Source organism: Roseibium sp. MMSF_3412, assembly GCF_030733265.1.
Taxonomy (GTDB): Bacteria; Pseudomonadota; Alphaproteobacteria; order Rhizobiales; family Stappiaceae; genus Roseibium.
Genome location: NZ_JASHJI010000013.1, coordinates 88,013 through 107,424 on the forward strand (window position 1 = coordinate 88,013; position 19,412 = coordinate 107,424).

At 60.0% G+C, this 19,412-nt stretch carries 19 protein-coding genes; 12 read left to right on the forward strand and 7 right to left on the reverse strand.

Going from position 1 to position 19,412, the window contains the following annotated elements; all coding sequences use genetic code 11:
- Positions 1-171: 171 nt before the first annotated feature.
- On the reverse strand, positions 172-975 hold the full coding sequence (locus tag RBB49_RS20485) for a creatininase family protein (RefSeq protein ID WP_306144748.1): 804 nt from the start codon (positions 973-975) through the stop codon (positions 172-174).
- A gap of 170 nt (positions 976-1,145) precedes the next feature.
- On the opposite strand from RBB49_RS20485, the gene RBB49_RS20490 reads away from it, so the two are divergent.
- From RBB49_RS20490 to RBB49_RS20500, 3 genes are all read left to right on the forward strand, one after another.
- Positions 1,146-2,096: a putative metalloprotease CJM1_0395 family protein gene (locus RBB49_RS20490; protein ID WP_306144749.1), complete on the forward strand. Its 951-nt coding sequence runs from the start codon at positions 1,146-1,148 to the stop codon at positions 2,094-2,096.
- Between the two features lie 109 nt (positions 2,097-2,205).
- Entirely contained in the window at positions 2,206-3,348 is a 1,143-nt protein-coding gene (locus tag RBB49_RS20495) for an MFS transporter (RefSeq protein ID WP_306144750.1), read from the forward strand.
- A 153-nt stretch (positions 3,349-3,501) separates the two neighbouring features.
- Positions 3,502-4,041 (forward strand): MarR family winged helix-turn-helix transcriptional regulator, encoded by a 540-nt coding sequence (locus RBB49_RS20500; protein ID WP_306144751.1) that lies wholly within the window; start codon positions 3,502-3,504, stop codon positions 4,039-4,041.
- Positions 4,042-4,086: 45 nt separating this feature from the next.
- Here the strand turns inward: RBB49_RS20500 and chrA are convergent, their stop codons facing one another.
- The gene (gene chrA, locus RBB49_RS20505; protein WP_306144752.1) at positions 4,087-5,343 is read right to left on the reverse strand and encodes a chromate efflux transporter; all 1,257 of its coding nucleotides are present in this window, start codon (positions 5,341-5,343) and stop codon (positions 4,087-4,089) included.
- A 263-nt stretch (positions 5,344-5,606) separates the two neighbouring features.
- On the opposite strand from chrA, the gene RBB49_RS20510 reads away from it, so the two are divergent.
- On the forward strand, positions 5,607-5,840 hold the full coding sequence (locus RBB49_RS20510; protein ID WP_306144753.1) for a hypothetical protein: 234 nt from the start codon (positions 5,607-5,609) through the stop codon (positions 5,838-5,840).
- Positions 5,841-5,873: 33 nt separating this feature from the next.
- Here the strand turns inward: RBB49_RS20510 and RBB49_RS20515 are convergent, their stop codons facing one another.
- Positions 5,874-6,749 (reverse strand): LysR family transcriptional regulator, encoded by an 876-nt coding sequence (locus RBB49_RS20515; protein WP_306144754.1) that lies wholly within the window; start codon positions 6,747-6,749, stop codon positions 5,874-5,876.
- A gap of 75 nt (positions 6,750-6,824) precedes the next feature.
- Here RBB49_RS20515 and RBB49_RS20520 point away from each other — a divergent pair, with 75 nt between their 5' ends.
- Positions 6,825-7,595, forward strand: coding sequence for a sulfite exporter TauE/SafE family protein (locus RBB49_RS20520; protein WP_306144755.1), 771 nt, complete (start codon positions 6,825-6,827; stop codon positions 7,593-7,595).
- 29 nt (positions 7,596-7,624) lie between these two features.
- Positions 7,625-8,278 carry a thiopurine S-methyltransferase gene (tmpT, locus tag RBB49_RS20525; protein ID WP_306144756.1) on the forward strand — a complete coding sequence of 218 codons (654 nt, stop codon included), beginning with the start codon at positions 7,625-7,627 and terminating at the stop codon, positions 8,276-8,278.
- A gap of 40 nt (positions 8,279-8,318) precedes the next feature.
- Here tmpT and RBB49_RS20530 read toward each other — a convergent pair whose 3' ends face one another.
- Complete coding sequence (locus RBB49_RS20530; RefSeq protein ID WP_306144757.1) at positions 8,319-9,296, reverse strand: DUF808 domain-containing protein; 978 nt, start codon at positions 9,294-9,296, stop codon at positions 8,319-8,321.
- A gap of 210 nt (positions 9,297-9,506) precedes the next feature.
- Positions 9,507-9,962, reverse strand: coding sequence for a methylated-DNA--[protein]-cysteine S-methyltransferase (locus RBB49_RS20535; protein WP_306144758.1), 456 nt, complete (start codon positions 9,960-9,962; stop codon positions 9,507-9,509).
- Between the two features lie 608 nt (positions 9,963-10,570).
- On the opposite strand from RBB49_RS20535, the gene RBB49_RS20540 reads away from it, so the two are divergent.
- The 3 genes from RBB49_RS20540 to RBB49_RS20550 all read left to right on the forward strand — a co-directional run bounded on the left by RBB49_RS20540 (position 10,571) and on the right by RBB49_RS20550 (position 13,032).
- Entirely contained in the window at positions 10,571-11,215 is a 645-nt protein-coding gene (locus RBB49_RS20540) for a L,D-transpeptidase (protein WP_306144759.1), read from the forward strand.
- Positions 11,216-11,257: 42 nt separating this feature from the next.
- Positions 11,258-11,791, forward strand: coding sequence for an OmpA family protein (locus tag RBB49_RS20545; RefSeq protein ID WP_306144760.1), 534 nt, complete (start codon positions 11,258-11,260; stop codon positions 11,789-11,791).
- Positions 11,792-11,940: 149 nt separating this feature from the next.
- A complete protein-coding gene (locus RBB49_RS20550) occupies positions 11,941-13,032 on the forward strand; it encodes a LacI family DNA-binding transcriptional regulator (protein ID WP_306144761.1) in 1,092 nt (363 codons plus the stop codon).
- A gap of 22 nt (positions 13,033-13,054) precedes the next feature.
- Here RBB49_RS20550 and RBB49_RS20555 read toward each other — a convergent pair whose 3' ends face one another.
- Together RBB49_RS20555 and RBB49_RS20560 are read right to left on the reverse strand one after the other, a co-directional pair.
- The gene (locus RBB49_RS20555) at positions 13,055-15,217 is read right to left on the reverse strand and encodes a diguanylate cyclase (protein WP_306144762.1); all 2,163 of its coding nucleotides are present in this window, start codon (positions 15,215-15,217) and stop codon (positions 13,055-13,057) included.
- A gap of 168 nt (positions 15,218-15,385) precedes the next feature.
- Positions 15,386-16,555: a pyridoxal phosphate-dependent aminotransferase gene (locus RBB49_RS20560; RefSeq protein ID WP_306144763.1), complete on the reverse strand. Its 1,170-nt coding sequence runs from the start codon at positions 16,553-16,555 to the stop codon at positions 15,386-15,388.
- 237 nt (positions 16,556-16,792) lie between these two features.
- Between RBB49_RS20560 and RBB49_RS20565 the strand changes: the two genes are divergently transcribed.
- From RBB49_RS20565 to RBB49_RS20575, 3 genes are read left to right on the forward strand one after another with little or no spacing between them, the layout of a single operon-like run.
- Entirely contained in the window at positions 16,793-17,857 is a 1,065-nt protein-coding gene (locus RBB49_RS20565; protein WP_306144764.1) for a GTP-binding protein, read from the forward strand.
- 13 nt (positions 17,858-17,870) lie between these two features.
- On the forward strand, positions 17,871-18,848 hold the full coding sequence (locus RBB49_RS20570) for a WD40 repeat domain-containing protein (RefSeq protein ID WP_306144765.1): 978 nt from the start codon (positions 17,871-17,873) through the stop codon (positions 18,846-18,848).
- A gap of 33 nt (positions 18,849-18,881) precedes the next feature.
- Positions 18,882-19,382 carry a DUF2937 family protein gene (locus tag RBB49_RS20575; RefSeq protein WP_306144766.1) on the forward strand — a complete coding sequence of 167 codons (501 nt, stop codon included), beginning with the start codon at positions 18,882-18,884 and terminating at the stop codon, positions 19,380-19,382.
- Positions 19,383-19,412: the final 30 nt, after the last annotated feature.

Sequence of the window (19,412 nt, forward strand, 5' to 3'; positions counted from 1 at the left end):
GAAGGTCAACTGCTGCCGCCGGGCACTCACCAAATTGACATGTATAACCCCGCCTGTTCAGGGGGATTTTCCTGAAAAAAGTTGTTTTTGATTGGTTCAACTTTCAAGTGTTATCAGGTTGTTGCGTTTCGGTCGTCGATGTCTTCGGCAGACGCAGGATCGGACGTAGCGTTAGTTCTTGCTGGTCCAGAGCCTGGAGAGATCGAAAGCATCGATATCCTGCAGCAGTTCGACAAAGCCCTTTGCCGCGTGATCGAGGGCCAGCCGTCCCTTTTCTGCGGTTGCCGCGCGCGCGTTCCCAAGCGCTCCCAGGGGGTTGAGATCCTGAGCCTTCCAGCCATATTGCGCCTTGCCGTGCCCGCGAAGGTGCTTGAATTCCTTCAGGTAGGACTGCTGTTCCGACGTGAAGTCCTGAGCCTTTTCCATCTGCACAAGATCCGGATGCAAATGCAGCATCAGGGATGTTTCGATGTCACCGCCATGAATCCCATAGGTGAATTCCGCTTCCGGGAACGCGCCTTCCGGCTGGCCGAAGCGCAGCCAGTTGGTCGCCGTGACAAACATGTTGTGTTTCACACGCAATTCACGGGCAACGATATCCATGATCGGCACGTTGCCGCCATGCGAATTGATCAGGACCAGTTTGCGCACACCCGCCCGTGCCACGCTCTCTCCAATTTCCATCCAGCACTTCGTGGCCGTCTCCCAGGAGAGGGTCAGCGTGCCGGGAGATGAAATGTGCTCATCCGATTTGCCGATGGGCTGGACCGGCAGGAAGGTGGCGGGCAGGCCGTCCGGCAGGAGTTCCAGGACGCGCCGGATCTGCCCTTCCGCGATCGCCGTGTCGGTGACCAGCGGCAAGTGCGGGCCATGCTGTTCAATCGCGGCAATGGGCAGGACAGCGATCCAGGACGCACAGGAAGGGGAGTTGAAATCCTGCGTTGTCATGTCGTGCCAGTGGCGCCGGGGCTGCATTTGGATGTCCTGCCTTGAGATTGCCTGACGTCTCATTTGCACAGCGCGCCCTGACAGGCAAGTGGCGCGCGAACAGAGACAACATGCGGTTAAGCGTTCACGAACAAATGATCGAAACGCCTTAACCCCTGTTTAGAGTTTGCTGACTCCTGTTTGAGAAGATCCCATCCATGATCGGCGCCCTGTTGTCCAACACGCCGGCGAGCCTCTTGAGAGGCAATGGTGTCGCAGGCGAACTCGAGCCTGGTCTGGGAACAGGTGTTTCCGGCCGGGAACGGGAAGCTGCGCGCGACAGCCTGGCAAGTGCCCCCGTCCAGTCCGCCCGGCGCAACTCAGGCCCGATCCTGTCCCCGCAGGCTGTCCTTGCGCTGCAGGACACGGAGCAGGCCGGGGCACAGGGCCGTGGTTCCACCGGTCCGCAAGCGGAGACTGCCGATGACGAAGCAGCCAGTTCGGCCGGACAGCAAAGGCCGGCCGGCGGCACGGGCGCGGCTGCTGCCGAGCAGGGCGGTGCAAACCCGGCACAGGGGCAGGCCGGTGCCAGTGAGAAAGACGATCCGGATGGTGACGGGCTGAACGAAGCCGAAGAAAAGCAGGTTCAGGAACTTGCCAAGCGGGATCGCGAGGTCCGGGCGCACGAACAGGCGCATGCCCGTGTCGGAGGACCCTACGCTGGCGCACCGAGCTATACGTTCCAGCAGGGACCTGACGGCAAGCGTTACGCGATTGGCGGCGAGGTGCAAATCGATACCAGCAAGGAAAAGACGCCCCAGGAGACGATCCGAAAAATGCAGATCGTGATCCGTGCGGCCCTTGCTCCTGCCGAGCCGTCGTCGCAGGACCTGAAAGTCGCGCAGCTGGCACGCTCCCAGTTGTCGGAAGCGCAGGCGGAAGCCCGCCAGGCAAAAGCGGATGAACTGCAGGGCACCGACGAAGGCGGGGACGCAGCATCCGGTCCTGGCGCAGACGCAAACGCTGTAACCGAAGATCCGTCGTCCGATGGGGCAAACAGCGACAAGACCGGCGCGGGCAACCAGAACGGCGAAGCAGCTTCTGCGTATCAGTCCGCGCGTCAGAGAGCGAGCGATGCCGAAGCCCTGCTGGCGTCCATCATCGCTTGAGCCATCGCACTGTTGCGATTTGCGTTGAAAGGTCTGTCCGGAAAGGATAGAGCCGAGTGACGTTTCTTTCTTTTCGAGGCAAAGCTGGTCTCGGGTATCAGGTCACATCATGCAGGCCATCGCAGCACGCCGGGTTGTCTCGGCGGTCTTTTTCATGTGTGGGACTTTCATCGGTCTCTGGGCGTCGCGTATCCCTGATATCAAGACGGCGACGGGCCTGAGCGAAGGCTGGTTCGGCGTTCTCCTCCTGGTGCTGGCGCTTGGTGCCTTTACCGCGTTTCCGATCGCCGGGGCATTTATCGACAAGAAGGGTCCTGCGGCTGTCACAAAGGCGTCGGCTGTCGCAACGGTCGTCACCTTCACGCTTGTCGGTGTGTCCCCCTCTGTCGCGCTGCTGGCGGCGGCGCTCTTTCTTGCCGGGTTTGCATTCGGCTCGCTGGACGTGTCTATGAACGGGTGGGGTGCGGAAGTCGAGACTGAGCTTGCAAAGCCGGTGATGTCGTCGTTTCACGGGCTTTTCAGTTTGGGGGCCGGGGCTGCCGCGGCCGCCGGGGGACTTGCGATCCGGCTGGAACTGAGCGTTGCCCAGCATTTTTGCCTTTGGGCCGTTCTTTCAATTCCCGTTCTCTTCTGGAGCCTTCGGCAGAGCTGGCCGCACCAACACGATCCGGATGGCGGACAGGGAAAAGCGCCGCTGTTCGCAATCCCAAGGGGTGCGCTTCTCCTTGCGGGTCTGATCGCGCTCGTCGCCGCGCTGGGCGAGGCGGCCGTCACTGACTGGGCGGCGCTTTACCAGATCACCGATCTTGGCTATTCGGAGGCGATTGCTCCGACCGCGTTCACCGTCTTTTCGATTGCAATGGTGATCATGCGGCTTGCCGGAGACCGGGTCATTGCCCGCTACGGGCCCGTGCCCGTGGCGCGCGCCAGTGGACTTGTCGCGTTCCTCGGTGGGCTGCTGCTGGTGTCCGGCTGGAACATCGGCGTTGTCTGGACCGGATGTTTCATCATGGGGATCGGCTACGCGGTGCTGTTTCCGCTTGCCATGTCGCGCGCAGCTGCCGACCGGGAGATTTCGAAGGGGCAAGCGCTCGCTTCAGTCGCGACACTTGGATATGGCGCGTTTTTGTTCGGCCCTCCGATCCTCGGGTTCATCGGACAGATGTCTTCCCTGGGTGCCTCTTTCGCCGTCGTCGCCGTTCTGACGCTGGCGATCCCTTTCCTCGCCGGTTCGCTGAAGGCCGATCCCTGAGAAGGATAGCCGGCAATCGAGTTTTGTCTTTGCCGTCTTGGAAAAAATGCGCGCCGTTTTGTTAATGTCATTTGACGGTTAAATTCTCCGGCTAGGTTGCCGCGGCGTTGCGACGTCGATTGATTCGGGCTGATCTTGGAATGGGGACAGGCGATGGCTTTTAACTACAAGAAGAGCATTACATTTCGGCTGGTCCAGGCGGCGAAAGCCCAAAGAGCCAGATCCGGGGCACATCTCATGCGGATCGGGCTGCATCCCGGGCAGGAACTTGTCCTGAAAGTCCTGGCCGATACCGATGGGCGCACCATGAGCCAGCTGGCGCTGGCACTGGGGGTTCAACCGCCGACGGTGACAAAGATGGTGACCCGCCTGTCTACGCAAGGCTATGTCCGCAGGCAGGTCTCCGATACCGATGGCCGGCTTGCGCGGGTCTTTTTGACTGACGAAGGCCGGGATCTGGTCGCGTCGGTCGACAAGGCATGGAAGCGGCTGGAACGCGAGGCCATGTCAGGTCTCGATGAGAAGGACCGCAAGAAACTGCGCAAGCTGCTCCGTCAGGTGGAAAAGAACCTTTCGATCGCGGTTGACGACGATCCGGAGCACGAGAACGATTTCGATACCGACGCTGACGACGTTCCGGACGCCGACAAAAAGACAAGCTCGGGCAAAGGCAAAGAACGAACCGCGGCCTGAATTCAAGGACAGGCGTCGACCTGACCGGACCGCGAAAGCGCGATGTCAACCCAGCACGAAATTCGCCAGAAGACCCAGCAGGGCAGTAACGGCGAGGACTGTGGCGATGCCTCTCTTAAGGACGAAGACGAGGCCCGCCGCGCCCAGTGCGATCCCAGCCAGGACGGGATCCAGAGAGCCGGGCTCGGGCCAGGTGATCTCGAAAGGGCCAAAGGTCAGGGTTCCGGTTTCGGAGAACAGGACGTGCAGCGCGAACCAGACCGCCAGGTTCAGGATCGTGCCTGCGACTGCTGCCGTGATCGCGGACAAGGCGTGTGCGAGCTTCCTGTTTCCCCGCAGTCTTTCCATCCAGGGCGCTCCGGCAAGGACGAACAGGAAACTCGGCGCGAATGTGACCCAGGTCGTCATCGCGGCGGCCAGCAAAGCACCGGTGAGCGGTGAAAACGGGTCGGGATCGCGCCAGCCACCCAGGAAGCCGACAAATTGCGTGACCAGAATGAGCGGCCCGGGTGTCGTCTCGGCCAGGCCGAGCCCGTCGAGCATTTCGCCTGCCGTGATCCAGGATTTCGTCTCCACGGCAACCTGGGCCATGTAGCTGAGCAACGCGTATGCGCCCCCGAAACTGACAACCGCGAGAAGCGAGAAGAATTCGGCGATCTCGACCAAGACATTGCCGGGGGCAAGAAACAGCATCGCGGCAATTGGCGGGGCCACCCAGATCAGGATCCCGGCCAGGACCGTCCTCAAGGTCTTGAGGAGGGTGGTCGGTGCGGCACCGGGATCAATTTCCGGCGGCGCACCGCTTTCGCGGCCAAGGAGGAGGCCGATGGCGGCGGCGCCAAGGATCACGAACGGGAAGGGAACGGCGGCGAAGAAAAGCGCGCAGAAGGAAGCGGCACAGAGGAACCAGGCCAGGCGGGTCCTGAGTGCCTTCTTCCCGATTTTCATCAGCGCCTGAAGCACGATGGCGAGCACGCCCGCCTTGACGCCGTAAAAGACCGCCGCAATGAGGGACGTCTCGCCGAAGGCAGCATAGACATAGCTGACGATTGCCATGGCGATGGCCCCGGGGAGGATGAACAGCAGCCCGGAGATCAGCCCGCCAAGTGTTCGCCCGCTCAGCCAGCCGCAATAGGTCGCGAGTTGCTGCGCTTCCGGGCCCGGCAGCAGCATGCAGTAGTTGAGCGCATGCAGGAACCTTTCTTCGGAAAGCCACTTTCGGTTCTCGACGAATTCCTGGTGCATGACGGAAATCTGCGCCGCCGGGCCACCGAAGGAGAGCAGACCGACCTTGAGCGACACCGAAGTGATTTCCGAAAGGGTTGGACCCGATTTGGCGGCCGGGACTTCGGGCTCACCGCGGGAGGGGTCGGAGGAGGGGCCAGATGGATGGGATGTGCGCATTCTGAAACCGTCTAGATCAGGGCTTCCAGTTCCTACGAGGTCTGTGTGACAGCCGCAAGTACAGGTGTCTTCACCTAAAGATTACAAAACGCTCATTTGCAATGATCCCGCCGTCTACCCATTTCAACAGTCAAGCAGAGATGGTCTTTAAGGAGATCGGAGTGACCATGACCTATCAGACGATCAATGAAGAAAGGGGGGCTCAAAAAGCGGCAGAGTTACGTCGCCGTTTTCAAAAGGCCTCCGGAAATACGAACCCGATATCCGGATTCGGTCCGGCAAAATTCGACGCATTGAAATCAGGATTCGGGTCGCGCCGGGACTATTTCAACGCATTCCTGATCTGGATCACGATGGCAGCCGTGATCGTCTTCTTCGGGTTCATGCTGTTCTGAGCCAGATGACGCGGCCCTCGGATGGCCGGCCCGTCACACCCCGCTGCTGTTTTCAACGAGACCTTGTTTCAGCGCGGCAACAATCGCGCCGGTAATCTCGCGTGGTGCGTCAGGCGACACCATCAGGGACTGGGTCATCGCAGGGAGTTTCGGAAGATCCCGCTCGGTCCGTGCGACGCGCATGCCGGATTGAACCGCACGCGCCGGGAGCACGCCGACTGCAAGGCCCGCGCGAATGGCACAGCGCAGGTTTGAAAAACTCTCGCTCTTGAATTTGACGTTGAAGGCGCGCTCCTGCTTCGACAGCAGAACAACCGGAAGCCGGCTCCACCAGCAGCCCCTGTCGAGAACCGCAAGCGGAACCGGTTCGCCCGGATCGCAGTCGAATGTTTCGCTTTCCACCCAAAGATTTGCCTCGATCTCGAGAAGGTCATGACGGGCTGGTTCAGGTGTGGCAACGACAGCAACATCTAGCCGTCCGTCCTCTATGGCGGCAGGAAACCCGGCCGAACAGCCGGACTGCACGAACATGTCCAGCAGCGGATAGGATCTGCCGAAATCCGCAAGCACCTTTTCAAAAACCATATCGTCATAGTGGTCGGGTATTCCGACGCGCACCTTGCCTCGCAAGGGATGTTCGAACAGCGACTGGGCGCGATAGAGATCGGCAAGAATTCCGTGTGCGATCGGCAGGAGTTTTTCGCCGTCGGGGGTCAGTTTCATGCCCTTGGGATGCCGCTCGAACAGGATTGCGTTCAGACCGGTCTCGAGTTTCTTGAGCTGCACGCTCAAGGCCGACTGGGTGCGGTTCAGCCGTTCGGACGCCAGTGTCAGGTGGCCCTGCTCGGCAATCGTCACGAAGGCACGCAAGAGATCACTGTTCAGGGCAAGCTGTTCGATTTTTTTCATCACGGACTTCAATGTAATTCATTTTATTTATGATAGTAGCTCACCTAGCCTTGCCGTCAAACGGTGAGGTGGAACATGGATTTCACGAATATTGCGATACTCTTGGGCGTGGGACTGGTTGGTGGCGCCTGGAACGCGATCGCGGGCGGGGCCACCCTGTTCACGTTTCCGGCGCTGATGGCCGCCGGCCTGCCGCCGGTGGTTGCCAATGCCACGAACTTTCTCGGACTGCTCCCTTCCAACGCCGCCGCGCTTCTGGCCTACAGGGAAGAATTGCGCAGGGGCGGCATCCTGCTCGTCAAACTGAGTGCGGTCTCAGGCGCAGGTGCGGCACTGGGCTCGGTCTTGCTGCTTGTCTCGGACCAGCAGACGTTTCTGTTCCTGGTTCCGTTTCTGCTTCTGGCGGCGACCCTTCTGTTTGCCTTCGGCGAGCCGATGCGCCGCCTGTTCGTCGGACTGGCAGGTGAATCACAAACCTCCTTCGCCGTTTATTGCGTGCTTTTTCTGGTGTCGATCTATGGCGGTTACTTCGGAGCGGGTCTCGGGATCATCCTGCTGGCCATCGCGCAGATCATCGGGCATTCGGACTTCCATGCTGCCAACAGCATGAAAAACCTGCTTGCCACCAATTTCACGATCATCAGCATCGTGATTTTCGGGATTGGAGGACTTATCGACTGGACAGCGGCATTCACGATGATGGCCGGCAGCACAGCCGGCGGCTATTTTGGAGGGCGATGGGCACGGACCGTGAACCAGCGTCTGCTGCGTTTCCTGGTCGTCGGGTTCGGAGCACTGTTGTCGCTGGTCTACTTCTGGCGCACCTTCGGCCCACAGGTGTTTTGACAGTCGCCACCGGAATGCGGCGCGAATGGATGGATAAGATGGAACCGAGTTTCTGGGAAAACCGCTGGCGCGAAGGCAAGACCGCGTTTCACGAAGGGGCTGTCAACGTGCATCTTGCGCGGCACTTTCCCGCCCTGAAATTGGACCCCGGCGCGCGTGTCTTTCTGCCGCTCTGCGGCAAGAGCGTGGACATTGACTGGCTGCTTGCGCGGGGCTGCCGCGTCAGCGGCAGCGAATTGAGTAAAGAAGCGGTTGTCGCCGTGTTCGAGCGGCTGGAGGTCACTCCGGACATAGAGCGCGTGCGGGATCTCCACCGATACGCCTCAAACGGGCTGGTCGTGTGGCAGGGCGATTTCTTCAAGCTGAGGAACACGGATCTCGGTCCGGTTGAGGCCGTCTACGATCGCGCGGCGCTGGTTGCCATGCCGCCGAGCATGCGGGACAGCTACGTTGGACATCTGCGCCGGCTTTGCGGTCCGGTGCCGCAATTGCTTGTCACCTACGACTACGACCAGGCGCGCATGGACGGGCCGCCTTTTGCCGTTCCCGAGAGGGACATGCGCGCACAGTACGAAGACGCGTTTGAGATCGATCCACTGTCGAGCGTCGACATATACGGGGCCTTGGCAGACCGGTGCTCCGGTCAGGAACAATCCTGGTGTCTGCGTCCCGCACTCGATTGACGGCTTGCTTGCAAACACCCGTTCCGATTTGGCGATGTGGTCAGTGCTCCCCGGCTTCTTCCGGTTTTTTCCGGACCGCGTTCCAGACCGGCAGGATGATCCTGGCCACGATCGGGATCAGGATCAGTCCGAGGATAAGTCCGAAAACACCATCGAGGGAGGCTGTCGCCGCCCAGGCGATGAAACCCTCGATCTGACCGACCGAATGTGCCACCGAATGGGCGATGTCATGGATCGTGTTGTAGATGCCCTTGACGCCCAGTTCCTTCAGGCCGTGGATCACGATGGACCCGCCGACCCAGAGCATGGCCGCTGTGCCGACGACCATCAGGACCTTCAGGAACCCCGGCATCGCCTTGACAATGCCCCGGCCCATGGCGCGAACGACGGACAGGCGTCCCTTGTTGGACATCATCAGACCGACATCATCCGCCTTGACGATCAGCGCTACCGATCCGTAGACCATTACCGTGATGCCGATGGCGACAACGGCGAGCGTCGCGGCCTCCATCCAGATATTGCTTTCCGGAATTTCGGACAGGGCGATCGTCATGATTTCGGCGGACAGGATGAAGTCTGTCTTGATTGCTCCGGAAACCTTCTGCTCCTCCAGATGCACCGCGTCGACGGCCTCTTCGAGCGGAAGGTCCGCGGGGCTTTCCTTGTGAGCGAACAGGTGATGGACCTTTTCAGCGCCTTCAAAACAAAGATAGGCCCCGCCCAGCATGAGCAATGGTGTGATCGTCCAAGGCGCAAACTCGTTCAGTGCAAGACCGACGGGCAACAGAAAGAGCAGCTTGTTCTTGAGCGAGCCCTTGGCGATGCGCCAGACGATCGGCAGTTCGCGGGCGGGTTTGAACCCGGTCACGTATTTCGGCGTGACGGCGGCGTCATCAATCACCGCGCCCGCGGCCTTGGAGCCCGCCTTGGCAGCCTGGCCGATCACGTCATCGAGCGACGCCGCTGCAACTTTCGCAATCGCCGCGACATCATCGAGTAAGGCAAGTAGTCCGCTCATGGCTGCTCCCGGGCCGGTATGATTTGCTCGACGCGATGATAGTCTGAAAGTGCGACAGCAAAAATGCGTTTCAGGGCGGCTGCTTTCCGCCGGAATTTCAAACGCGCTATAGTCTCAGGCATTGAAAATATTCTCAACACGCTCGCGAAAAACGTCCACAAGGTGCGCGTTTGACGTTCGACACAAGCAAAAGGCGGGCTGTTTGCAGCGTCAGACGAGAAAGGGATATCCGCCCTCAAGCTTCAGCAAAGCGATCTTGGTGTCGAGGCCACCCGCGCCGGAGTAGCCGCCGAGACCATTGGCGGAAAGGATGCGGTGGCAGGGAATGATGATCGGGATCGGATTGGCTCCGCACGCCTGACCGACCGGCTGGCCATAGGTGCCCAGGTCCTTCGCGACATCGCCATAGGTGCGGGTTCGTCCGTAAGGGATGGCCAGCATTGCCTGGAAAACGGACTGGTGAAGGTCACCGCCTTTCGGTGCCAGCGGCAGATCGAATGTCTTGAGGCTTCCGTCCAGATAGGCCGCGACCTGCGCGGACGCTTCCCGGAGCAGCGGTGTTTCATCCCGGCCCGCCGGGCCATTCCAGTGCACTTCTGTTATGGCCTCTTCGGCTTCGCAGATGGACAACCTTCCCAGCCAGGTCTCAATTTCCGTTACCGGCATCCCGCTTCCTGCTTTCCGTTTCCCGCATGCTTGCCTCGCCTTACGTTCTCACAAAACCGGTGTGAAAAGCGACAGGCATCGGGACGAATTCCCGCTTTCCCGGTTTGTAAGACACAGATTGATTCCGGCTGCGGTCCATGAGCTGTTTCTCCAAACGAAGAACACCTGGAGGGCGGGGGCCGGGTCAGGGCTTCGGAAACGTTGCCGATGCACGTTTTCGCGGCCCGTGTATGGGTGGAAAAAGCTCTAGGGTGCGGACTCATAAATGAGACTGAAAAGGCATGAGAGATGGCGAAATCCCGTCAGAAAGGGTGCGTCGAGCCGGTTTCCTGCCCGGTCAAGCACGCTGACGCCACGGGCGGAAGCCATTTCCATGTCCTTCGGATTTGACCGGCTTGCGCCTCCTCGGCGTTGCGAAAGGCTGGGAAATGAGCCACATTTCCTGCGCTTCCGCTCCTTGACGAGAAGCAAGTCGCCACAAACCATTTCGGCCTCATTTATGAGTCCGTTCCCTAGGCGGTTGACGGGTCGTGTGCGTTTCCGTCTTAATGGCCCCTGGCGTGGACCCCGGGTGACACTTGATCACCAACCTGTTTAGGAGGAATGGGATGGCAATGGATCGCCGAACTTTTCTTGGAGGAGCCGCAGCTGTTGCGGGAACCTTCGCACTGCCGCAGCTGGCGCATGCCAACGCTGCCGCCAATGCTTATTTCAACGGCTATGAGCAGGACAACGGTTTTCAGTACCGTCGGACAAACCTCAACCGTATCGACCCTGTCTGGCGCCGCCAGATGGTCAAGTATTTCAGCGACGAACCTCCGGGAACGGTCGTGGTTGATACCCAGAACCACTTTCTTTACTGGGTCTGGGAAAACAACACGGCGCTGAGATACGGCGTGGGCGTCGGGCGTGAAGGCTTCAAATGGTATGGCCGCGCACGGATCGACCGCAAGGCGCTGTGGCCGCGCTGGGTGCCGCCACCCGAGATGCTCAAGCGTCAGCCGGATCTGCCGCGCAGAGTGGAAGGCGGTGCGGCAAACAACCCGCTCGGTCCGAGAGCTCTTTATCTTTACAACAATGGCAGCGACACCGGCTACCGGCTGCACGGGACGCTTGAGCCCTGGAGCATCGGTCACGATGTGTCGAGTGGTTGCATCCGCATGCTGCCGGAGGACATCATCGATCTCTATCAGCGGTGTCCGAAAGGCACGGGCGTTCTGGTTCTGGAACATCTTGGCGCAAGTGCCGGCTGAAGCCGGCACGCCAGCGGAATAGGTTAGTCTTGGGGGGCGTTCTTGTTTAATTGGTTTGGCCAGTGGGGCCGGAGTTTCATGATCATCGTCTTCTGCGGAGCCGGGCTTGCCGCCTGCAACTCCGCGGGAGGTATCTCGTCGCCTAATGTCACGAATGCGCCGGCGGCCGGCTTTGGCCAGATCTCGAACGGGTCCGAAGAAGAGTTCATCATCAATGTCGGACGCCGTGTCTATTTCGACCGGGGGTCCGCGGTCGTGACCGAAGAAGCCAAGATGACGATCAAGAACCAGGCCGACTGGTTGAAACAGAACAAGAAATGGCTCGTGAAGGTGCAGGGGCATGCAGACGACCCGGGCAGCGAAGCGGCCCAGAAGACGCTGTCCGCTCAAAGAGCCGATGCCGTCATGGCTGAGCTGGTCAGTCTCGGCGTCAGCCCGAAACGCGTTTGGTCCAAAGGGTATGGCGTCGAGCGTCCGGTGACGGACTGTTCCTCGATCGAGTGCCAGTCTCAAAACAGGCGCGTTGTCGTGAACCTCAGGGAAGAGTTCGACGAATCCGCTCCTCAGGCACGCTGATACGCCGAGGCTGAAAGACGCGGCGAGGCATCTGAAAACGAGCACAAACAGGATTTCGGTCACCAGTCGCTACTATTGTTCTGTTTACCGCAGCGGCCGGGAGCTTTATCGCTTGATAAAGCCGCTGCTGCGGGAATAGAGACTACTGAATGTCAGAAGACAAAGACTCCACGCCCTCCTCCGGGGATCTACCGCCCAAGCCAGGCAAGCGATTAACACTCGGTCATATCGCCGATCAGCTCGGCATATCGACCGCAACGGTGTCGCTCGCGTTGCGCGACAGCCCGCTTGTGGCCGAAGAAACCCGGGAAAAGGTCAAGCAGACTGCCGAAGAGATCGGCTATATCTACAATCGTTCCGCAGCATCCCTGCGCACGTCGCGCAGCCAGATCGTGGGGGTTGCGGTTCATGACATCCTGAACCCCTATTTTGCCGAAGTATTTTCCGCGCTTGAAGATGTGCTGGAAGAGCAGGGGCAGATGATCTTCATCTGCAATCACCGGGACGATGTGAAAAGGCAGCGGGGATTTGTCAACACGCTCCTGCAGCACCGCGCAGACGGCCTGATCCTGTGTCCGTCAGTCGGCACGACGTCGGAGGAAATCAACCGGCTTGTCGACCAGGGTATCCCGGTCACGCTGGTCGCGCGCGAAGTGCCCGGGGTGTGGGCGCCTTGTGTGCGCGGCGATGATGTTGCCGGAACCTACCAGATCACCAAGCATCTGCTGGCGCAGGGGCACAGCAAGATCGGCATGGTCGGCGGGCGCAGGGACAGTTCCACCGGCTACCACCGGCACGAAGGCTGGATGAAAGCGCTGCAGGAAGCGGGGATCGATCCTGCTGCTCAGGTCGATTTGCCGGAATTGATGACGCAGGCAGACGGACGGGCAGCCGTTCCGGATATCCTGGAGGCGGCGGAAAGGCCGACGGCGATTGTCGGTTTCAACGATCTGGTCGCGTTCGGCATGATGACGACACTGCGCAGGGCCGGTATCGAGCCGGGTCCCGACATGGCCATCACCGGCTACGACGATATTGATGGGGCCGACGCAAGAACACCGGCCCTGACGACCGTTGCAAACCAGCCGGAGAAAATCGGCCGTCTCGCAGCGCTGACGCTGCTGCGGCAGATCGCGGGCGACCGTGTTCCGAACAAACCGATCGTGATCGAGCCGGAGCTTCGGATCCGCGAGAGTTCACCGCCGCCAGGAGTGCGTCTGGCGCAGCGGCTTGCTGAGTAGATTCCAGGCCCGTGAAAAAGCTCTAGACTGCGATTGAATCCGGTGAGGCGTCATACATGACGCACTTGTTGCGTCCGGTCGATTTTGCCTTGTAAAGCGCCGTGTCTGCCTTTTGCATAAGCGATGAGAACTCGACATCTTCACGGCTCGAGACCGCGAGCCCCATGCTGCAGGTGACGACCTGGGACAGTCGCGGATCCTGGCAGTTGCGAACGATCTTCTTGCGAAGTCTTTCACAGACCGTGAACGCGTCCTCCAGGCCGGTTCCGCTCAGGATCAGGCAGAATTCTTCGCCTCCGACCCGCCCGAATATGTCAACGGATCGCAATTCCCTGCTGATCGTGCTTGTAAACAGCTTCAGGACATCGTCCCCGGCAGCATGTCCATGCTGATCGTTGATGCTCTTGAAATGGTCGATGTCCATCATGACAGCGGTAAAGGCCTGCTTCGACCTCCGGAAACGCTGAATTTCCGTGTTGGCTTTCTCAAGAAAGGCGCGCCGGTTGAGGATCTGGGTCAGATCGTCGATGCTCGCGATGCGCTCCATGCGGATCTTGGCGTCCATGAGTGCCTGGTGATCGCGCTGACGCGCGATTTCATGGCCGATCCAGTCGGCAAATTGTCGGATGATCTGAACATCCGCGGACGTGAAAGGCCGCTTGCGTATGTCCCGGCCCGTGAAATTGATCGTCCCGTGCACGATCCCGTCCACCAATAGGGGCACCCCGATGTAAGTCTCGATATCGAACAGCTTGTAACAGGGATGGCCGGCGAATTCCGATTGCCCCGCATGACCCGTCGCGACGGGTTCGTCGGCCTGCAGCGTCAGGGTGCAAAAGGTGTCCTTGAGTTCGAACGACTGGCCGGGCTGGACCGTGTCGCCCGGGCTTTGGGCGTGTGTGATCGTATAGTTTTCGCCGATCACATGACTGATGATGCCGACGGGCAGATCGAAATGGTCGCATCCCAGACGCAGGATTTCGGCGATCTTGTCCTCATGCCCCAGTTCCCTTGTCGACGTGATCGCGTAGAGCTCCGCCAGCGTCCGTTCCGTCTTCTTGCGGTCGGTGATGTCTGAAATCACGACGACAAGCCCATCGACCTCTCCAGCGTCATTGAAGCGCGGATTGCAGTCCATCAGGCATTCGCGGGTCACGCCGTCGGGAAAGTGCATTCCGATTTCGGCAGAGGCCTTTTCGCCGCCCATCGCCACCATGAACAAAGATCGGACGGTGTCGCGTTCTTTCCAGGGCAGCCGTTCCCTGAGGCGGGTCCCCAACAGGTCTTCGGGCGTTCCGTTGAACCAGGCGTACCCGGTCTTGTTCAAAAACAGGCATTTGCCTTCAAGGTCGACTTCACCGACACAGGCAGACATGCTGTCCGCCATGAGATGCAGATTGCGGTAGGCCTTCTCTGCCAGAGCCTTGGCGTCTTTCAGCTCCGTGATGTCCGCCCGGATACCGACAATCCCGCCAGTGCTCGTCCGGGTTTCCGAAATCCTCAACCAGCGGCCTGTCTCCAGCTGCTGTTCGATCACTGCGCCGTCGGCTGCCTGGTGCTGTTTCAGCCTCCGTGCCAGCCAGGCTTCATCGTCCAGACCGCCTGTGTTGTACTGGTTCCTGCTCAGTCCGTAGCGAAGGATGTCCTCGAACCGGTTTCCGGGGAACATCGCCGGAGCCGATTCGGCGTATATCTCGCGGTAGGTATCGTTGCAGATGATCAGCCGGTCTTCGGCATCATAAATGGCAAAGCCTTCGAGGATAGCGTCCAGCGCGTCTTCGAGCGTAAGCGCCAGATCGCTCAGCTGGGATTCGAGCTGTTTGCGATCGCTGACATCCCGGGAGATGAACAGGAGACCTGACAGGGTCTGCGATGTGTCGAACAGCGGTGCGCTGACCACTTCGAGCTGCTTGCGGGTTCCGTCGCCCAGCACAGCCTCGATGGCATACATTCTGCGGTTCTTCTGGTCCGAGGGTCTCTGATAAAGCTCCGCCATGCGGTCGAATTGCGCCGGGTCGGCAAAAAACGGCTTCGTCGTGTTGCCGATCAGGTCTTCGCGGCTGACACGAAGGAGCTTTTCCATCGCGGCGTTTGCGAAGACGATGATCCTGTCCGGGTTCGTGACCAGAACGGCCTCGTTCAATCCGCCGAACGACTGCTGCAGATCGAGTGTGACTGACTCCAACCGACGTCCTCCCGTCATCCCGGCACCCTTGATGCCTCTACGTAAATTCTGACAGGGAAAGCCTTAATAAAATTGGTACATTCATTTGTTATTTCAGCGAGCTTGGGGTGTTTTTAATAGTAAAATACCGCCATTTTTTCCTAAATTGCAGTAATCGCTTGTATTTTGCTATTGATCCAGAAACGCGCCGATCCGATCAAGTGCGGAGATAATGTTTTCTGTGGAGTTCGCATAAGAAAGACGGATGTATCCTTCTCCGAGAATCCCGAAATCAGGTCCACCGATCGTTGCAACGCCGGTCTCTTCCAACAGGGCCGAGGCAAGTTCCTTTGCCTTCCAGCCGGTGTCCTTGATATTGGGAAATGCATAAAACGCACCGAGCGGCGTGCGGCAGGAAATGCCGGAGAGCGCGTTGAGGCCGTCGACAATCACGCGCCGCCTGGCGTCAAATTCGGCAACCATGTCCCGTACGGCGGTCTGAGGACCCGTCAATGCGGCGAGGCCTGCGAACTGGGCCGGCGCGTTGACACAGGACCAGGCGTTGACCGCGAGTTTGCGGGCCTTGTCCGCCAGGCTGTCCGGCCAGACGGCAAAACCCATGCGCCAGCCCGTCATGGCGTAGGTCTTGGACCAGCCATCGAGCAGGATCAGCCGGTCGCGGATGGACTCAAAACCGAGCAGCGAAACGTGCTCCATGCCGTCATAGGTCATCTGCGAATAGATCTCGTCCGACATCACCGCGACATCCGGATGGTTTTCAAGTCCCTTGACCAGAGCTTCGATTTCCGATCTCGGCGTCACGCCCCCGGTCGGGTTCGCCGGCGAGTTCAGGATCAAGAGGCGGGTCTTGTCGGTAATCAGTGACAGTGTTTCTTCTGCGGAAAAGGCGAAGTCGTTTTCCTCGCGGATCGGAACAGGGACCGGTCGCGCCCCGGTGAACTCGATCATCGAGCGGTAGATCGGAAAACCGGGGTCCGGATAGAGGATTTCCGCTCCAGGTTCTCCGAACATCAGGATCGCCATGAACATCGTGACCTTGCCGCCCGGCACGATAAGAACATTGCCGGGATCGGTTTCGACACCGTGCCGTTTCAGCAGGTCGGCCGATACGGCTTCCCTGAGCGGCGCAATTCCGGTGGCCGGTGTGTATCCGTGATGCCCGTCCTGCAATGCCCTGATCGCCGCCTCCACGATGTGTTCCGGTGTCCGGAAGTCGGGCTGGCCGATGCCGAGATTGATGATGTCGCGGCCCTGACCGGCAAGTTCGGTCGCACGAGCCAGAACGGCGAACGCATTTTCCTCGCCAATGCGGTCAAATCCGCTGATCGTTTTCAACATCCGCTGCTTGCCTTCCTTCGTCTTTCGAGGTCATTGATTTCGAATCTATCGTCCGGCCCTGTCCGTGAAAAGACCGGAAGGCGGCGCAGGCGTTCGCCGTTATCCGGTCTCAGGCCGGTCAGCACAGGAATTTTTCACCGGTCTCTCCAAATTGAAGCGCGATGTGCTTATATTCGCGGCCAACGAACCTGTTTCCCGACAGGCTGAGCAAAATCAACAAGGCCAGGAACCCTCGCAATGACCGCGACCCAGGACGCCCAGGCACAGATTCCGGTCACGGTTCTGACCGGATATCTCGGTGCCGGAAAAACCACGCTTCTCAACCGGATCCTCTCTGAAAACCACGGGCAGCGCTACGCCGTGATCGTCAACGAGTTCGGCGAGGTCGGGATCGATAACGATCTGCTCGTGGAATCCGACGAAGAAATTTTCGAGATGAACAATGGCTGCATCTGCTGCACCGTGCGCGGCGACCTGATCCGGACCGTTCAGAACCTGATGAAACGGAAGGGCGCTTTCGACGCCATCATCGTGGAGACGACGGGCGTTGCCGATCCGGCACCGGTCGCCCAGACCTTCTTCATGGATGATGATGTGCGAGCCTCCGCGAGGCTGGATGCGGTTGTTGCGGTGGTCGATGCGCGCCACGTCCTGCAGCGCCTGGAAGACACCGAGGAAGCCGAAGACCAGGTCGCCTTTGCCGACGTGATCCTGATCAACAAGACCGATCTGGTCACGCCGGAAGAACTGGCCACGGTCGAGGCTCGCATCCGCTCGATCAATCCTTATGCGGTGCTGCACCGGAGCGAGCGCTGCGGGATCGAGATTGCCAAGGTTCTCGACCGGGGTGCGTTTGACCTCGACCGGATCCTGTCCCTGGATCCGCATTTTCTGGAGCATGGCCATGCGGCCCATGAATGCGGGCCGGACTGCGACCACGACCATGACCATGATCACCACCACGATCACGGCCATGATCATCATCATCACCACCACGACGACGCGCCGCATTCGGTCAAGAGCATTTCTCTCAGGGCGGGTGATCTCAATCCCGACATGTTCTTTCCCTGGATCAGCCAGGTGACCCAGGTGCAGGGACCGAACATCCTTCGGCTCAAGGGCATCCTGTCCTTCAAGGACGACCCGCAGCGCTACGTCATTCAGGGCGTCCACATGATCGTCGAAGGCGATCATCAGCGTGACTGGAAAGAGGGCGAGCCGCGCGAAAGCCGCCTTGTCTTCATCGGACGGGATCTCAACTGGGATGTCCTGAAGCAGAGTTTCCAGGCCTGCGCGGCTTAACAAGGAAAAAAGCGTGCCGACAATTGCACCTGTGGACGTGGACGGCTTCGTCGTCCGCGCCGGTTTCTTGAAGACCACCGTGTTCTTCGCGTCAGGAGAGGGCGACATCACCCTTTCCGGCGAGGGCGAGAAAAAGCTACGGCCGCACAAGGCCGGATTGCTGGCCGCCGAACCTCTCAAGGACGGCACCGGCCTGATCACGTCCGGGGACGACGGCTGCCTCTATCGCTGTGGCTCGGATGCCTCCGTCGAACTGGTGGCGGAACGGCCGCGAAAATGGATCGATCTGATCGCGACCGGTCCGTCCGGTGCTGTGGCCTTTGCGTGCGGGCGCGTTGCCTGGGCCCGCCTCGGCGATGGCCGGGAGAAGGAATTCACGCACGAACGCGCCGTCGGCGGTCTGGCATTCGCGCCGAAAGGTGCGCGCCTGGCGGTTTCCCGGTATGACGGGGCAACGCTCTGGTGGGCCGGAACCGACGGGCCGCCGACCGAGTTTTCCTGGAAAGGTGCGCATCTCGGGGTCAGCTTTTCGCCCGATGGAAAGTTCCTCGTAACGGCCATGCAGGAGAATGCGTTGCACGGCTGGCGGCTGTCCGATGCCCAGGACATGCGCATGTCCGGATATCCGGCCAAGGTCAAATCGTTCAGCTGGTCCTACAAGGGCAAATTCCTCGCAACGTCGGGTGCCAATGCGGCGATCCTGTGGCCGTTTCAGGGGAAGACCGGGCCGATGGGCCAGTCACCGCTTCAACTGGGCGCACGAACCGATCTGCTCGTATCCGCGGTGGCCTGTCATCCGAAAGAGGATGTCGTTGCCATCGGGTATCAGGACGGGTCGGTCTCGATGTGCCGGTTTGGAGACAAGGCTGAGGTGCATTTGCGCCGGCCCGGAAATAGCCCGGTTTCTACGATGGACTGGGACGCGGACGGCGTGCGGCTGGCCTTCGGAACCGAAGGCGGCGAAGCGGGGATCATAAGCTTGCAGGACTGACCGTCGTCCGGCAAACCGGGCCCGGAGACCATCATGTTCAGGATCCTGATCGTATTCGTGATGCTGGTGAGCGGGACGGCAACGTCGCAGCTTCCCGAGTTTTCGCAGCAATACAGGCAGCGCCTTGGAGGCGCGATCGATGCGCTTGAAGAGATCCTTGCCGATTTCAACCGCGATGCATCGGCATTCGGATTGTCCGTTGCCGAAGCGATAGAGCGTCAAAGGTCGTCCGAAGATCCCTTTGTCAGGGCGCGGGGCGACAGTATGGCGGTAGCGGATACACGGCTTGAGCGCCTCAAGATGCAGCGAGACGCGCTTGAAAACGCCGGACAGATCGAGCGCCTGCTTGTGTTCGCGCAAGGGTTTGATCCCCAGCTCGCACGGGCAACGGCGGAAGACTACGAGCCCGCCATCCCGATCACGGTCGCCGGGTTCTTCAGCGCGGGCCTCGGTGCTCTTGCAGGCTTCGTGTTCGTGACGCTGTTTGCGGGTGTGATGCGGCTCGGTCGCCGAAAAACCGCCTCGCGCCCCTAACCCGAGCCGTTCTGCATTTCGCTCCCGCAT

What these genes read in the sequence shown, in the direction of transcription:
- RBB49_RS20495 (WP_306144750.1), top strand. Translation starts at nt 2,206, where the DNA reads ATGCAGGCCATCGCAGCACGCCGGGTTGTCTCGGCGGTCTTTTTCATG.
- RBB49_RS20515 (WP_306144754.1), bottom strand. Translation starts at nt 6,749, where the DNA reads ATGAAAAAAATCGAACAGCTTGCCCTGAACAGTGATCTCTTGCGTGCC.
- RBB49_RS20565 (WP_306144764.1), top strand. Translation starts at nt 16,793, where the DNA reads ATGACCGCGACCCAGGACGCCCAGGCACAGATTCCGGTCACGGTTCTG.
- RBB49_RS20550 (WP_306144761.1), top strand. Translation starts at nt 11,941, where the DNA reads ATGTCAGAAGACAAAGACTCCACGCCCTCCTCCGGGGATCTACCGCCC.
- RBB49_RS20535 (WP_306144758.1), bottom strand. Translation starts at nt 9,962, where the DNA reads ATGCCGGTAACGGAAATTGAGACCTGGCTGGGAAGGTTGTCCATCTGC.
- RBB49_RS20485 (WP_306144748.1), bottom strand. Translation starts at nt 975, where the DNA reads ATGCAGCCCCGGCGCCACTGGCACGACATGACAACGCAGGATTTCAAC.
- RBB49_RS20530 (WP_306144757.1), bottom strand. Translation starts at nt 9,296, where the DNA reads ATGAGCGGACTACTTGCCTTACTCGATGATGTCGCGGCGATTGCGAAA.
- tmpT (WP_306144756.1), top strand. Translation starts at nt 7,625, where the DNA reads ATGGATAAGATGGAACCGAGTTTCTGGGAAAACCGCTGGCGCGAAGGC.
- RBB49_RS20540 (WP_306144759.1), top strand. Translation starts at nt 10,571, where the DNA reads ATGGCAATGGATCGCCGAACTTTTCTTGGAGGAGCCGCAGCTGTTGCG.
- RBB49_RS20500 (WP_306144751.1), top strand. Translation starts at nt 3,502, where the DNA reads ATGGCTTTTAACTACAAGAAGAGCATTACATTTCGGCTGGTCCAGGCG.
- RBB49_RS20490 (WP_306144749.1), top strand. Translation starts at nt 1,146, where the DNA reads ATGATCGGCGCCCTGTTGTCCAACACGCCGGCGAGCCTCTTGAGAGGC.
- RBB49_RS20560 (WP_306144763.1), bottom strand. Translation starts at nt 16,555, where the DNA reads ATGTTGAAAACGATCAGCGGATTTGACCGCATTGGCGAGGAAAATGCG.
- RBB49_RS20520 (WP_306144755.1), top strand. Translation starts at nt 6,825, where the DNA reads ATGGATTTCACGAATATTGCGATACTCTTGGGCGTGGGACTGGTTGGT.
- RBB49_RS20575 (WP_306144766.1), top strand. Translation starts at nt 18,882, where the DNA reads ATGTTCAGGATCCTGATCGTATTCGTGATGCTGGTGAGCGGGACGGCA.